Origin of the sequence: Streptomyces sp. SID8374 (assembly GCF_009865135.1) — a bacterium.
Classification (GTDB): Bacteria; Actinomycetota; Actinomycetes; order Streptomycetales; family Streptomycetaceae; genus Streptomyces.
This window is the reverse complement of sequence record NZ_WWGH01000002.1, coordinates 2,118,509-2,132,703: the sequence shown is the minus strand read 5'-3', so window position 1 is coordinate 2,132,703 and position 14,195 is coordinate 2,118,509. Positions and strand designations below refer to the sequence as shown.

The window sequence follows — 14,195 nt, the reverse complement described above, 5'->3', positions numbered from 1 at the left end:
GACGAGGCAGGTGCGACGGCGGGGCCCCGGGAGCCATCCCCACCACAGACCGGAACCTTACACATGATTATCATTTCCAATAAAGCGGGCCAAGACCTCCCGCCATGACGACAGACAGCGCCGACCGTTCCCAGGAGACCGCCATGCCCCACGCCCCCCATCTGCCACCCCGCCTGCTGGTCGCCGACCAAGTCGCCGGGCGCATCAGCCTGTTGGACCTCCCGGACGGTGACGAGCGGGCGGCGCTCCACCACCGGCACCTCGCCGAGCACGCGGGGTTCCTCGCCCTCCCCGATGACCTGGTCGCCTGCGTGGACGACCGGGCGGGCGAGCTGCTGGTCCTCGATCCGTACGGCACCGACACGGGTCGCCCCCTGGTCCGGCGCCGGATACCGGTCGCGGTGCCCGCCGAGCACCTGGCAGTCGCGCCGGGCGGCCGACACCTCGCGGTCACCACCGGCCTCGGGCGCAACGAGGAGGCCTGGACCGGACTCCTGACCTCCGTCGACCTCGACGCACCGGACGGCGCCGTCGCCGTACGCGTGCGGGGGCGGACCGGCGAGCCGGGGGTGACGGTCCTCGGCGGGCCGTCGCCGCTCGTGGTGCTGCGCCACCGGGAGCCGGGCGAACTCCTGGTCCACCACCACCGCGACCTGATGGCCGCACCCCCTTCGTGCCCGCCGGCGGAGCCCGTCCAGCGGATCGGACTGCCGGACGCCGACGGGCACGGGGACGCCCACGACCCGGCCACCGGACGGGTGTTCGCCGCGGCGGGCTCGGGGGTGCACCGCGTCCGGCACGACGGGCAGGGGCTCACGCCGGAGCCGCCCCTGCCGTGGGCCGCCGACGGACGCACGGGCGGCCGGGGCTACTACCTGCGGCTCGACCCCGTACGGCGCACCCTCTGGTCCTGTGTACGCGGCGGGCCCGCCGACCCCGGGCAGTGGCCGGAGTGGACCAACGACGCCTGGTGGCACGGGCTGGACACGGGCACCACGGGGAGGCTGGAGCTGGGGCCCGGACTGGTGTTCCGGCTCGCAGTGACCGCACGCCACATCGCGTACTCCCGCATCCACCCGGACGGCGACGAGCTGATCCTGCTCGCCGCGCCCACCGCCCCGGGCGACCGGCCGCACATCACCACCCGCCTTCCGCTGCCCGCGATGCCAGGTGCGCCACGGCGTGGCGGCACCCCCTGGGAAGGCGTCCAGCGGCGGGCGATCGCCGCCTCCCCCGGCGCCGGGCTGGTCGCGGTCAGCCGGGGCGGCCATGGCGAGGTGCATGTCTTCGACGCCGACCGGGCGGAGCCCGTCACCACCCTCACGCTGCCGACCGCACTCGACGACGGCGGCCACCTCGCCCTGATCACCCCCGGTGACGGCGCACACGCCGACCCGGTGGGACGGTGACCGCCCCTGGATCACCGCTTGGAAACGACTTCCATTTCCATATACGGTCGGCACCATCGACCCATCCGCCGTCGCCGTCCGCACGGCCGGCGGCTCGCACACCCCAGGAGAGACCCATGGCAGTTCCGAAGCGGAAGATGTCCCGCAGCAACACCCGTCACCGGCGGGCCCAGTGGAAGGCCACGACGCCGCAGCTCGTTTCGGTGACGATCGAGGGCACCGTCCACCAGGTGCCGCAGCGACTGGTGAAGGCGTACGAGCGCGGCCTGATCCGGCCGGAGGGCTGAGCCCGCACAGCACAAGGGGCGGGTGGTGGCGCGGCACGACCGCCGCGCCACCACCCGCCCCTCGCGCACTCAGACCGGCGTCACCAGGAGGACTTGGTCACCCCGGGCAGGAATCCGGCGTGTGCCTGTTCGCGCATGCGGACCCGGGAGAGCCCGAAGGCGCGCAGGTATCCCCGGGGCCGGCCGTCGACGCTGTCCCGGTTGCGGACCCGGGTGGCGCTGGCATCGCGCGGCTGGCGCCTCAACTCCGCCAGAGCTGCGGCACGTTCGGCCGCCGGGGTGCCGGGGCGGCGGACAATCTCCTTCAGTTCGGCCCGGCGGGCCGCGTACCGCTGGACGATCGCCTTGCGCTTCTCGTTCTGCGCGATCTTGCTCTTCTTGGCCATCAGACCTTCCCTCCCCGCGCGCGGATGCGCGCGACCGCGGCTTCGATGCCGATCACGTCGATCGTCTTGATCGCGCGGGCGCTGAGCGTCAGCCGCACGTGGCGCCCCTCGCTGGGCAGCCAGTACCGCTTGCGCTGGACATTCGGGTCGAACCGGCGTGACGTACGGCGGTGCGAGTGGGAGATGGCGTTGCCGAATCCCGGCTTGGAGCCGGTCAGTTGGCAGTGGGCGGACACGGACGTTACCTGCCTCTCATCGATGCATCCATTATTGAAAATGGAAACCATTGCCATATAGTAGCGCCCATGGCACGCAACGAAGTACGCCCGGTCATCAAGCTCCGCTCCACCGCGGGAACCGGCTACACCTACGTCACCCGCAAGAACCGCCGGAACGACCCGGACCGCATGGTGCTGCGCAAGTACGACCCGGTCGCCCGTCGCCATGTCGACTTCCGCGAGGAGCGCTGAGGTCTCCCCGGCCCGCCTCGCAGCAAACCCCCGACCCGCTAGGACCCCCTCATGAAGCCCGGAATCCACCCCGCCTACGGCCCCGTCGTCTTCCGCGACAAGGCCGCCGACTTCGCCTTCCTCACCCGCTCCACCCTCACCAGCGACAAGACCGTCGAGTGGGAGGACGGCCGCACCTACCCGGTCGTCGATGTGGAGATCTCCTCCGCGAGCCACCCCTTCTACACCGGCACCGCCCGTGTCCTGGACACCGCGGGCCGCGTGGAGCGCTTCGAGCGCCGGTACGGGCGCGGTGAGGGCCGGTGATGGAGGAACAGCGGCGGAAGCTGCCCGTCGTCATCGTCTGCGGGCTGCACTCCGAGGTGCGGCGCGAGGTGGTGGAGGCGCTGCTCTCCCAGGTTCCGCAGAGCGTCGCGCTCCACCACGACCTCTCCACGGCGACCGACGGGACGGTACGCCGCACCCTGCGGGACGCCACCGGGGAGCTGTCCGCCGGTGAGACGCCCCTGGTCAACGACTGCGCGTGCTGTGCGCTGCGGGAGGACCTGGTCCCCGAGCTGCAACGGCTGGCGGACAGCGGGCTGACCCGGCTGGCCGTCCTGGAGCTCTGGGACTCCGTGGAGCCGAAGTCGATGGCCGAGGTCATCGCGGTCCACGGGGCAGGCAGCTTCGAGGTGACCAATGTGATCACCGCGGTCGATCCCACCCTCGTCCTGCCGTGCCTCACCAACGGCGACGACCTGGCGGAGGCCGGTCTCGCGGCGGCCCCCGCCGACCAGCGGACCATCGGGGACACCTGGGCCCGGCAGGTGGAGTACGCTCCCGTCCTCGCCGTGGCCGACAGCCCGGCCGCCGACGACGAGGACCGGGCGCTGATCCGTCAGATGAACCCGATGGCCCGTCAGATCGCGGCCGACTCACCCGAGTTGGCGCGGCTCGCGGTCGCCGGTTTCGATGTGGAGGCGGCTGCCGCAGGTCAGCATCCGGCCTGTGCGCTGCTGCCGCAGGAGGCGGAGGAGGCCGGGGTCTCCACGCTCGTCTGGCGGTGCCACCGCCCCTTCCACCCCGAGCGCCTCTACCACGCGCTGGAGGACCTGTGCTGTGCGGCGGCCCGGAGCCGGGGCCGGTTCTGGCTCGCGGACCGGCCCGACACGCTGCTTTCCTGGGACGCGGCGGGCGGCGCGCTCTGCGTGGAGAATACCGGCCCCTATCTCGCCTCCCTCCCGGACGCCGCCTGGGCGCTGGTGCCGCCCTACCGGCGGGCCGCCGCAGCGCTGGACTGGCACCCCGAGCACGGCGACCGCTGCCAGCACCTGGTCTTCGTCTCCCCCGGCCTCGACCGTGACGGGCTGACCGGGCTGCTGGAGTCGTGCCTGCTCAGCGACGAGGAGTACCGGGCGGGCCGGGAGGCGTGGAAGAGCCTGCCCGCCGCGTTCGACGCGCTCCTCGACCCGGTCTGAACCGGCACGCCACCCCCGTAACCCCGACTCCCCGCACAAGGAGCCCCGATGGCACGCAAGCAGGACCCCCGTAAGCCGGTCAAGGACCGCCCCAACCCGCTGGACGCGGCGAGGATCACGTACATCGACTACAAGGACACCGATCTGCTGCGGAAGTTCATCTCCGACCGCGGCAAGATCCGCAGCCGCAGGGTGAGCCGGGTGAGCGCCCAGCAGCAGCGGCAGCTCGCCGCGGCCATCAAGAACGCCCGCGAGATGGCGCTGCTGCCGTACTCAGGTTCCGGCAAGTAGCCCGCCGTCGCCCCTGTCACGGCAGGGGCGACGGGCGCCCGGGATGCAGCAGCGTGGCAGGCCGAGCACCATGAACGTATGGGCACAGACACCTCCAAGGGGGGCGGCCCGGAACCGGCGTCGTCAGGCCCGGCGGCCACCGGTCGCCGGGCCGGATCCCCGAATCAGAGCCTCGCTCTCGCGGCCATGCTGTTCGCCGTGTCGATGACATTCATCGACCAGACGATCGTCGCCATCGCCGCACCGGACATCATCCACGAACTGGGCCTCACCTCCACGCAGATGCAGTGGGTCGTCAATGCCTATCTGCTCACCCTGGCCGCGTTCTTCGCACTGGGCGGGCGGCTGTCCGACCTCTACGGGCACCGCCGTGTGATGCTGATCGGCACCCTCGTCTTCGTCATCGCCTCCGCGATGTGCGGTGCGGTGCCGGCCGGGGACTTCGCGCAGGCGTGGCTGATCGGGTTCCGTGCCGTGCAGGGCATCGGCGCGGCCCTGATGTTCCCGGCCGCGCTGGCCGTGGTCATCGCCGTGTTCCCGGTGGAGCGGCGGGGGCGGGCGCTGGCGCTGTTCTTCGGGCTGTCGGGGGCTCTGACGGCCGTGGGGCCGCTGCTCGGCGGCTGGCTCACCGCGTGGACGTGGCGCGCGATCTTCTGGGTCAACGTGCCCATCGCCGTCATCGCCGTCGTGCTGACGCTGATGGCGCGCATCCCGGACCGGTCGCGGCGCGAGCCTCTGGACCTTCCCGGCGCAGCGCTCGTCGCGGTCGGGATGGGGCTGACGGTGCTGGGCCTGCAACAGGCGTCCACCTGGGGCTGGAGCTCCTTCGTCACGTGGGCGTGCATCGTGGTCGGGCTGCTGGTGCTGGCGTTCTTCTGCTGGTTCGAACTGCGCGCGCGGTTCCCGCTCATCAAGCTCCAGGTGTTCGGGGACCGGGCGTTCCGGATCGACAACGCGGTGCTGTTCTTCTCGATGATGGCGTTCGTCCCGGTCTTCTTCTTCGCCTCCGTGTACGCCCAGGTCTCGCTCAGCGCCTCGCCCAACCAGGCGGCCCTCTACCTCCTGTACTTCTTCATCGGCTTCGGCCTCGCCTCCCAGTGGGGCGGCCGCATCCTGGACAAGCGCGGTGCCCGTCCGGCGCTGAAGCTGGGCACCGCGCTCGGTGCGGTCGGATTCTTCCTGTGGGCCCAGAAGTTGACGACGCTCTCGATGCACGACCAGTGGCTGTACGCGGCCATGGCCGGTGCCGGGATCGGGCTGCTGCTGGCGCCGGCCTCCACGGACGCGGTGAACCGGGCGATCGGCGCTTCGTACGGTGAGGTCACCGGGATCACCCAGACCGTGCGGAACTTCGCGGCCAGCATCGGACTCGCCGTGTTCGGCACGGTGTTGACGCACCGGACGATCACCGACGTGGAGGGCACGCTGGTCGGCAAGGGTGTGCCGGAGGGGGCGGCGGGCGATGCAGCGGAGTCGGTCGCGCAGGCGGTGACCGGTCAGGCCGACACCCGGGGCCCCTCCGGGAGCGGCCCGGTGGCCGATGCGGTGAAGGACTCGATGCAGGCGATCCGGATGGACTTCGCCCAGGCCAACCAGTGGGTGTTCTACGGGATGGCGATCGTCCTGGCCATCGCGTTCCTGTTCGCGCTGCGTCACCCGGGTACCCGGGTGACGCAGGATTCCCCCAAGAGTGCCGAACGGGCTCAGAACGAGTAGACGGCACTGTCGTTCATGCTGCCGGCCAGCTCGCAGGCGTTGCCGTACGTCGTCGAGAACGTGACGCGCTTGCCGTGCCAGACACCGTGGGCGGTGATCACGACCGGGTCCCACTGCCGGGTACACATGCGGTCCGGCGAGGTCTTGGCCAGCGCGGTGAACTGGCCGCCGACCGACTCGAGTTCGGCGCACGCGGCCTTCGGGGCCGGGTGGGTGCCCTGGGCGCTCGGGGCGCAGGTGAGCGTGACCGCCCGCTGGACCGTCGCGGTGAGCGGGTCCTCGCCCTGGGCCACGGTGAGGACGAGGGCGGAGGGCGCGTAGAGGCTCTCCGCCCTCGCCGGCGACGCGTGGGCGGAGGTGGTGGCGACGCCACCGAGGACCAGGGTGCTCGCGGCGATGGTTGCAAAGATTGCGTGACGGTTGTGTCGCATGAGTGAAAACTCCTCGCTCGGGTGTTGATTGCGGTCAGGAGTCTTTCGTGTGCGGAAAGTAGGCGCACATCGACAGCCCGCTTCCAGCCGCAGACGTTCGTTCGAACCGACCGGATGGTCGTTCGGGCAGCTCACACGGGGCGCGAGGCTCGTCCAGCATATGGACAGCCTTCGACGGTTCAACGGAAAACGACCGTCTGACCTGCGGCGATTCCGAAGCGACCGGAAACCTCCACGAGCCGCTTCGACTGGAAAGCAACGCCATCAGGGCCGATCCGCACCTTCGCGACCACACTCGCCAGGGCCCGCGGCCGACCGGTGACGCCCCCTCACGACCCCCGGAACTGAACACTCCGTATACCGGGTGATGCGCCGAATTAAGGTTAGGCTACCCTCACCGACGTGATCGCTCCTGCCCACGACCGTGAAGACAGCCCGCCGCTCCGGCGCACCGCGCCCGACCCCGCCTCGGGCCCCGACAGCCCCGTAGGCCCCTCCGGCCACGTCGGCCTGGACGCCCGTGACGTGACCGTCGCGTACGACCGCGCCGATGTCGTCCACGGGGCCGATCTGCGGCTGCCGCGCGGTCGGGTCACCGCCCTGATCGGGCCGAACGGCAGCGGGAAGTCCACCCTGCTGCGCGCCGTCGCCCGGCTCCACAAGGCCCGCACCGGCACGGTGACGGTGTCCGCCCCCGGCGACCCCGAGCCGGTCGACGCCCTGGCCCTGTCGCGTAACGACTTCGCCCGCCGCATCACCCTGCTCGCCCAGAGCCGCAACGCCCCGGCGGGGCTCAGCGTGCGGGACGTGGTGGGATTCGGCCGCCACCCCTACCGGGGACGGCTGCGCGGGAGCGACCCCGACGGCGCCCGGACCATCGACCACGCGCTCGCCGTCACCAACCTCACCGACTTCGCCGACCGCGGCGTCGAGAGCCTCTCCGGCGGCCAGTTGCAGCGCGTCTGGTTCGCCTGCTGCCTCGCGCAGGACACCGATGTGCTGCTCCTCGACGAACCGACGACCTACCTCGACCTGCGCTACCAGGTGGAGATCCTCGATCTCGTACGCGATCTCGCCGACACCCACGGCGTGACCGTCGGGGTCGTCCTGCACGACCTGGACCAGGCAGCCGCCGTCGCCGACCAGGTCGTCCTGCTCTCGTCGGGGCGGATCGCCGCCTCCGGCACCCCTGCGGAGGTCTACGAATCCGAGCGGCTCACCCAGACCTACGGCATCCGGATCGACGTCGAACCGGACCCCTCCACCGGCATCCCGCGCACCCGCGCGGTGGGCCGCCACCACCTCCGTACCGAAAGGCCCTGAACCCCCTCATGAAGAACCAGCACCTGGCCTGGCCCGCCCTCGCCGCCACGGCCGCCCTCGTCCTCGCCGGCTGCGGCACCACCGAGGCGCCGGAGAAGGAGTCCGCCAAGGAGACCTCGGTGACCGTCACCGACTCCCGCGGCAAGAAGGTCACCCTCGACGGCCCGGCCAAGCGGGTCGTAGGCACCGAGTGGAACGTCGTCGAGACGCTCGTGACGCTCGGCGTGCAGCCGGTCGGCGTCGCCGACGTCAAGGGCTACACGGCGTACGACAAGTCCGCCCCGCTCACCAAGGACGTCAAGGACATAGGCACCCGCGGCGAGCCCAGCGTCGCCACCGTGGCCGGTCTCAAGCCCGACCTCATCGTCGCCACCACCGACCTCTCCGACTCCGCCATCGCGCAGCTGTCCAAGGCCGCCCCGGTCGTCGTGGTGCGCTCGGCCGACGCGAGCCGGCAGATCGACCAGATGGTCGACAACGTCAACCTCATCGCCGAGGCCACCGGCACCGAGGAGAAGGCGAAGAGCGAGATCGCCTCCTTCCGCAAGGCGGTCGAGGACGGGAAGAAGAAGCTCGCGGCGGCCGGGCTCGGCGGCAAGGAGGTCGCCTTCGCCGACGGCTGGCAGGAGGGCAACCAGGTCTCGGTGCGCCCGTACGCCAAGGGCTCGCTGATCTCCGACGTGAACACCGAACTCGGCCTGGTCGACCCGTGGAAGCTCAAGGGCGACAAGGCCTACGGCCTCGCGGCCACCGACGTCGAAGGGCTGACGAAGATCGGCGACGCGCGGTTCGCGTACATCGCCAACGACTCCGACGGCGGTGACCCGTTCGCCGACGGGCTCAAGGACAACGCGGTGTGGAAGTCGCTGCCGTTCGTGAAGAACGACCAGGCCCACCGGCTGCCCGACGGCATCTGGATGTTCGGCGGGACCGCGGCCATGCGCGCGTACATCGACGCGCTCGTCGGCGCGCTGACCGCCTGACGATGAGCACCCGCACCACTCCCGCCCCGCCCGCCCCCGTGGAGACGGTGGCGGGCGCGGCCGGTCCGACCGGAGCACCTTCCCCGGCCGCGCCCGGCCGCCCGGCCCGCCGCGGCCGCATGCTCCTCCTCGCGCTCGCCGCCCTCCTGGCCCTCGGTGCCCTCGCGGTCGTCCACCTGAGCCAGGGCACGGCCGCCGTGGACCTGCACACGCTCTGGCAGCTGCTCACCGGCCCCGCGTCGGACCGGACCGCCGACCAGCAGAGCGCCGCCGTGGTCCTGGACTCCCGGCTGCCCCGGCTCGCGGCGGGGCTCCTCGTCGGCTGCGCGCTGGGCGCGGCGGGCGCGGCCCTCCAGTCGGTGTCGCGCAACATGCTGGCCTCGCCCGACACGCTCGCCGTGAACGCGGGGGCGTACCTCGCGGTCGTCGCCGTCGCCGCGTTCGGCATCACGCTGCCCGCGCTTCCGGCGGGCGGTACGGCGTTCCTCGGCGGGCTGCTCGCGGCGGGCGTCGTCCTCGGCCTGTCGCGGGCGGGGGCAGGTCCGATCCGGCTGGTGCTCGCGGGCTCCGCGCTCACCCTCGCCCTGTCCGGGCTGAGCGGGATGCTGCTGCTCCTGCGCTCCCAGCAGACGACCGGTCTCTTCGCCTGGGGCAACGGCTCGCTCGCGCAGATCGGCATGCAGTCCATCGACCGGCTCGCCCCCGTCGCGCTCGTGGCGTTCGCCGGGCTGATGCTGATGGGCCGACGGCTGGACATCCTCGCCCTGGGCGACGACGGTGCGGCGGTCGTGGGCGTCAGCCCCCGGCTGACCCGCTCGGTCGTCGTGATCCTCGCCGTGCTGCTGGCGGCGGTCGCCGTCACGGTGGCGGGGCCGATCGGCTTCGTCGGGCTGTGCGCACCGGCCGTGGTCCGCCTGCTCAGTACGTGGGTTCCGGTCCTGGTCCGCCACCACGCCTTCATCCCGGCGTCGGCGCTCGCGGGGGTGCTCGTGGTGCTCGGCGCGGATGTGCTGCTGCGCGCGGTGTTCGGTGGGCAGGCGGGGGCCGAGGTGCCCACGGGGATCGTCACGACCTGCTTCGGCGCGCTCGTCCTGGTCTTCCTGGCCTACCGGTCGCGGGACATGGGCACGGACGGCGGGTCGACGGCGTTCGCCCGGCTGCGCAGCCGGCGCGCGTTCGTCGTCACGCTGGTGGTGACGGTCGTGGGGCTGCTCGGTGCGGTGGTGGCGGCGACGCTCCTCGGTGACGCCACGCTGCTCCTGGGCGATGTGGTCAACTGGCTCGCGGGCCGGGCAGGGCAGTTCACGACGTACGTTCTCGACACCCGCGTCCCCCGGGTCGCCGCCGCCCTGCTGGCCGGTGCGGCGCTGGCCGTGGCGGGCGCCGTCGTCCAGGCGGTCTCGCGCAATCCCCTGGCGGAGCCGGGCGTTCTCGGCGTGGTGAGCGGGGCGGGGGTCGGGGCGGTCGCCGTCCTCACGGTCGTACCGCTGGCGAGCTTCTGGCTGATCAGCGGCTCCGCGCTGGCCGGTGCGGCGGCGGCCGCCGCGCTGGTCTTCGGTCTGGCCGCACGGCGTGGGCTGGAGCAGAACCGGCTGGTGCTGATCGGTATCGGGGTGCAGGCGGGCGGGGGTGCGTTCGTCAGCCTGCTGATCGTGCTGACGGACCCGTACAACGCGACGAAGGCGCTGGCCTGGCTGGGCGGTTCGACCTATGGGCGTACGTTCCCGGAGCTGGTCCCGGTGCTGGTGGCGCTTGTCGTCGCGCTGCCGGTGCTGGCCGTGATGCGCCGCGACCTCGACCTGATCGGGCTGGACGGCGACACGCCCCGCCTGCTCGGCATCCGCCTGGGCACCACCCGGCTGGGGCTGCTGACCATCGCCGTCGTCCTGACGGCCGGGGCCGTGGCGGCGGTCGGGGTGATCGGCTTCGTCGGCCTGGTCGCCCCGCACGCGGCGCGGGCCCTGGTGGGCCGGCGGCATGCGCGGGTGCTCCCGGTGAGCGCGCTGCTCGGTGCGCTGCTGGTGGTCGTCTCCGACACGGTCGGCCGCACGATCATCGCCCCGGCGCAGATCCCTGTGGGGCTGCTCACGGCGGTGATCGGGGCGCCGTACTTCATCTGGCTGCTCTGGCGGTCGCGCCGCGAGGGGTGAGGGACCGCCAAAGAGGCCGGGCCCGGTGGCGTACGCGAGAACGCACCGGGCCCGGCTCCATGTCCGTGCTGTACGGGCGGGGGGTCAGGCCGTGAAGTGGTGGTCCCCGGAGCCGACGGCGAAGACGGCGCAGCCGTCCTCCATCCGCAGGTGCCGGGCCCCGCTGTGGGTGACGGCCCCGGCGCTCCCGGCCGGGATCCACACCTCGGCGGTGGTGTTCGCGGGCAGGCTGACGGCCAGCCGGAACCGGCCGCGCGCCACTTCCCACTCCGTGGCGACCGTGCCGTACTGACTGCGGAAGGAGCCCCGCGCCCGGGTGACGCCGCCGCCCGGCCGGGGCCGTACGGTCACCTTGCGGAAGCCCGGTTCGGCGGGGGCGATCCCGGCGATGTGGGCGTACATCCACTCCCCCACGGAGCCGTACGCGTAGTGGTTGAAGGAGTTCATCCCGGCGTCCTGGAAGCTGCCGTCCGGCCGGATGGAGTCCCACCGCTCCCACATCGTCGTGGCACCCCGGTCGATCTGGTAGCCCCAGCTGGGGAAGGTCCGCTGGAGCAGCAGCCGGTAGGCCACATCGGTGTGCCCGGTCTCGGTGAGGACGGGGAGCAGGCGGGGCGTGCCGAGGAAGCCCGTGGACAGGTGCCAGTCCTTCGCCTCGATGAGGGCGACGAGCCGGTCGGCCGCGGTGGTCCGTTCCTGGTCGCTCAGCAGGTCCATGGAGAGGGCGAGGACGTACGCGGTCTGGGTGTCGCCCTTCACCCGGCCGCCGCCGGTGACATAGGCGGCGCGGAAGGCGTCGCGGATCTCGCCGAACAGGGCGGTGTACGGGGCGGGGTCCTTGCCGAGCACGTCGGCGGTGCGGGCGACGAGGTCGGCGCTGTGGGCGTAGTAGGCGGTGGCGATGACGTCCTTGGGGGTGTCGTCCTGGATGTTGAGCCAGTCGCCGTAGCCGGTGGCGGGCCGCAACCGCCCGGTGCTGTGGGCGTCCAGGTAGTCCAGCCACTTGAGCATGGAGGACCAGGACCGCTCCAGTACGCGGGTGTCCCCGTACGCCTGGTACAGCGCCCAGGGGACGGTGACTCCGGCGTCGCCCCAGCCTGCGGAGCCCGCGCCGAGGCCGCCGACCTGCGGGGCGACATCGGTGAAGGCGCCGTCGGCGGTCTGGTCGTCCTGGAGGTCCCACAGCCACTTGGAGAGGAAGCGCGCGGACTCCATCACATAGGCGGCGGTGGGTGCGAAGACGTTGATGTCGCCGGTCCAGCCGAGGCGTTCGTCGCGCGCCGGGGTGTCGGTGGGGACGGAGAGGAAGTTGCCGCGCTGGCCCCAAGTGATGTTGCTGTGGAGCTGGTTGAGCATCGGGACGTTCGTCTCGAACTCCATGGTGAAGGGCGCGTCGGTGTGGATGACGCGTCCCACGATCGCGTCGCGGGGCGGCCGGCCCGGGTAGCCGGTCACCTCGACGTACCGGAAGCCGTGAAAGGTGAAGCGCGGCTCGTAGGTCTCCCGGCCGCCGCCCTTGAGGGTGTAGTGGTCGGTCGCGGCGGCGGAGCGCAGGTTGGTGGTGTAGATCGTGCCGTCGGGGTTCAGAACCTCGGCGTGGCGCAGGCGTACGGTGGTTCCGGCGCGGCCGGAGACGCGGAGCCGGACGGCCCCGACCATGTTCTGTCCGAGGTCGAAGACGAAGACGCCGGGCTTCGGCTCGGTGACCGCGCGGGCCTTGATCTCGGAGACGACGCGCGAGGGGGCGTCGACCGCCGCGACCAGTTCGGCGGTGACCGCCTTCTCCGGCTCCTCGGCCCGCGCCCACGCCCGGTCGTCGAATCCGGCGCGCAGCCAGCCCTCCGTCTCCAGGCGGGCGTCGTAGTTCTCGCCGGTGAGCAGGTCGGCCAGGGTGACCGGCCCGGTGGCGGCCCGCCAGTCGGTCCCGGAGAGCACCCGCTCGGTCGACCCGTCCCGGTAGGTGACCTCCAACTGACCGAGGAAGGAGGGCCGTTCGCCGTACTGGTGCGGGCCGAACATGCCGACGTTGCCCGCGTACCAGCCCGCCGCGAGCTCCACCGCGAGGGCGTTGGCGCCCGGCTTCAGCAGCTCCGTGACGTCGTAACTCTGGTACTGGATCCGCTTGTCGTAGTCGGTCCAGCCCGGCGCGAGCACGTCCGTGCCGACCTTCTTGCCGTTGAGGTGCGCCTCGTACACGCCGAGGGCCGTGGAGTACAGGCGGGCCCGTACGACCGGGGTGCCGCGCAGCCGGAATTCGTGGCGCAGCTGCGCGACGGGGGCGTGGACGACGGAGACCTTGCCCCAGGGGCCGCCGCCCCACGGGGCGAGGACCTTCGCGGCGGACCAGGAGCTGTCGTCGTACGCCAACGCCTTCCAGTCACCCGCGGGTTCCTCGTCCACCGCCTTCCAGCCGTCGCCGGTGGTGACGGTGCGGACGCCGTCGGCGGTGGTCAGCTCCAGGAGTCCGAGGAGTCCGGCCGGGCCCTCGACCCCGTTGGTCGCGGCGATGGCTAGGACGTGACGGCCGGGGCCCAACTGCCCTGTCACATCGGTGAGGGAGGGGCGGCGCCAGGCGTCGGCGGCGTGGTCGGCGGCGGCCGAGGCGATCTCGGTGCCGTCCAGGTGGGCGGTGTAGCCGTCGTCGGCGGTGAGCACCAGCCGGGCCCGGGTCACACCCTCGGGGACATCGAAGGCGCCCCGGAACCAGCGGGTCGCGGCAGGAGCGCTGCTCGCCGGGTCACCCTCGGGGAACCAGATCCAGGAGGCGTCGCCGAGTGCGGGTGCGCCGACGAGGGCGGCCGGGGCACCGACCCAGCGGGCCGACCAGTCCGAGGAGGCCGTGAGACCGGTCTCCCACCAGGTGGGGGCGGACCAGGCGGAGACGTTGCCCTCCGCGTCCCAGACCCGGACGGACCAGTAGTAGCGGGTACGGGAGCGCAGCGCGGGCCCGCCGTAGGGCACATGCACCGACTGCCCGGAGAGGACCTTGCCGCTGTCCCACACATCGGGCTTCTCCAGGGCCCGCTCGCTGAGGGCGACGCGCACCTGGTAGGCGCTCTGCGTGCGGCCCGCCCCGGTGGCGGCCAGCGGCCAGCTGAGCCGGGGGCGCTCGGGGCCGAGGCCCAGGGGCTGCCGTACGTACTCGGCCGTGGGGCGGCCCACCCGGAGCGCCTTGCCGCCCTGAGCGGCGTTCCCCGCCTGGGCGGCGGCGGCCGGCATGGCTCCGGCGATGAGGGAGGTTCCCACGGCGGTGGCGGTGGTGCTGAGCAGTCGTCGTCTACTGATCACG

General features: G+C 72.4%; 14 protein-coding genes. 10 read left to right on the top strand and 4 right to left on the bottom strand.

What is annotated here, in order from left to right:
- The first annotated feature begins 143 nt into the window (after positions 1-143).
- Both GTY67_RS32690 and rpmF read left to right on the top strand, forming a co-directional pair.
- Entirely contained in the window at positions 144-1,409 is a 1,266-nt protein-coding gene (locus tag GTY67_RS32690) for a hypothetical protein (protein WP_161281670.1), read from the top strand.
- Positions 1,410-1,525: 116 nt separating this feature from the next.
- A complete protein-coding gene (gene rpmF, locus GTY67_RS32685) occupies positions 1,526-1,696 on the top strand; it encodes a 50S ribosomal protein L32 (protein ID WP_161281425.1) in 171 nt (56 codons plus the stop codon).
- Positions 1,697-1,776: 80 nt separating this feature from the next.
- Here the strand turns inward: rpmF and rpsN are convergent, their stop codons facing one another.
- Both rpsN and rpmB read right to left on the bottom strand, forming a co-directional pair.
- The gene (gene rpsN, locus GTY67_RS32680) at positions 1,777-2,082 is read right to left on the bottom strand and encodes a 30S ribosomal protein S14 (RefSeq protein WP_161281424.1); all 306 of its coding nucleotides are present in this window, start codon (positions 2,080-2,082) and stop codon (positions 1,777-1,779) included.
- Positions 2,082-2,318, bottom strand: a complete 237-nt coding sequence (gene rpmB, locus GTY67_RS32675) for a 50S ribosomal protein L28 (RefSeq protein ID WP_093692390.1) — start codon at positions 2,316-2,318, stop codon at positions 2,082-2,084. Before rpmB ends, rpsN begins: the two co-directional genes overlap by 1 nt.
- 69 nt (positions 2,319-2,387) lie before the next feature.
- On the opposite strand from rpmB, the gene rpmG reads away from it, so the two are divergent.
- From rpmG to GTY67_RS32650, 5 genes are all read left to right on the top strand, one after another.
- On the top strand, positions 2,388-2,552 hold the full coding sequence (gene rpmG / locus GTY67_RS32670) for a 50S ribosomal protein L33 (protein ID WP_003964410.1): 165 nt from the start codon (positions 2,388-2,390) through the stop codon (positions 2,550-2,552).
- Positions 2,553-2,603: 51 nt separating this feature from the next.
- Positions 2,604-2,858: a type B 50S ribosomal protein L31 gene (locus GTY67_RS32665; RefSeq protein WP_093692391.1), complete on the top strand. Its 255-nt coding sequence runs from the start codon at positions 2,604-2,606 to the stop codon at positions 2,856-2,858.
- Complete coding sequence (locus tag GTY67_RS32660) at positions 2,858-4,012, top strand: GTP-binding protein (RefSeq protein WP_093692392.1); 1,155 nt, start codon at positions 2,858-2,860, stop codon at positions 4,010-4,012. Before GTY67_RS32665 ends, GTY67_RS32660 begins: the two co-directional genes overlap by 1 nt.
- A 48-nt stretch (positions 4,013-4,060) precedes the next feature.
- Positions 4,061-4,303 carry a 30S ribosomal protein S18 gene (rpsR, locus tag GTY67_RS32655; RefSeq protein WP_093692393.1) on the top strand — a complete coding sequence of 81 codons (243 nt, stop codon included), beginning with the start codon at positions 4,061-4,063 and terminating at the stop codon, positions 4,301-4,303.
- Between the two features lie 78 nt (positions 4,304-4,381).
- Positions 4,382-6,019: an MFS transporter gene (locus GTY67_RS32650; RefSeq protein WP_161281423.1), complete on the top strand. Its 1,638-nt coding sequence runs from the start codon at positions 4,382-4,384 to the stop codon at positions 6,017-6,019.
- Here the strand turns inward: GTY67_RS32650 and GTY67_RS32645 are convergent.
- A complete protein-coding gene (locus GTY67_RS32645; RefSeq protein ID WP_161281422.1) occupies positions 6,007-6,450 on the bottom strand; it encodes a subtilase-type protease inhibitor in 444 nt (147 codons plus the stop codon). The two genes, GTY67_RS32650 and GTY67_RS32645, sit on opposite strands and share 13 nt — an antisense overlap.
- A gap of 402 nt (positions 6,451-6,852) precedes the next feature.
- On the opposite strand from GTY67_RS32645, the gene GTY67_RS32640 reads away from it, so the two are divergent.
- The 3 genes from GTY67_RS32640 to GTY67_RS32630 are packed head-to-tail and all read left to right on the top strand — an operon-like array spanning position 6,853 to position 10,906.
- Positions 6,853-7,773, top strand: coding sequence for an ABC transporter ATP-binding protein (locus tag GTY67_RS32640; RefSeq protein ID WP_176727528.1), 921 nt, complete (start codon positions 6,853-6,855; stop codon positions 7,771-7,773).
- An 8-nt stretch (positions 7,774-7,781) separates the two neighbouring features.
- The gene (locus GTY67_RS32635) at positions 7,782-8,756 is read left to right on the top strand and encodes an iron-siderophore ABC transporter substrate-binding protein (RefSeq protein ID WP_161281421.1); all 975 of its coding nucleotides are present in this window, start codon (positions 7,782-7,784) and stop codon (positions 8,754-8,756) included.
- 2 nt (positions 8,757-8,758) lie between these two features.
- Complete coding sequence (locus GTY67_RS32630) at positions 8,759-10,906, top strand: iron ABC transporter permease (RefSeq protein WP_161281420.1); 2,148 nt, start codon at positions 8,759-8,761, stop codon at positions 10,904-10,906.
- An 84-nt stretch (positions 10,907-10,990) separates the two neighbouring features.
- Here the strand turns inward: GTY67_RS32630 and GTY67_RS32625 are convergent, their stop codons facing one another.
- A complete protein-coding gene (locus tag GTY67_RS32625) occupies positions 10,991-14,194 on the bottom strand; it encodes an alpha-L-rhamnosidase (protein WP_161281419.1) in 3,204 nt (1,067 codons plus the stop codon).
- Position 14,195: the final 1 nt, after the last annotated feature.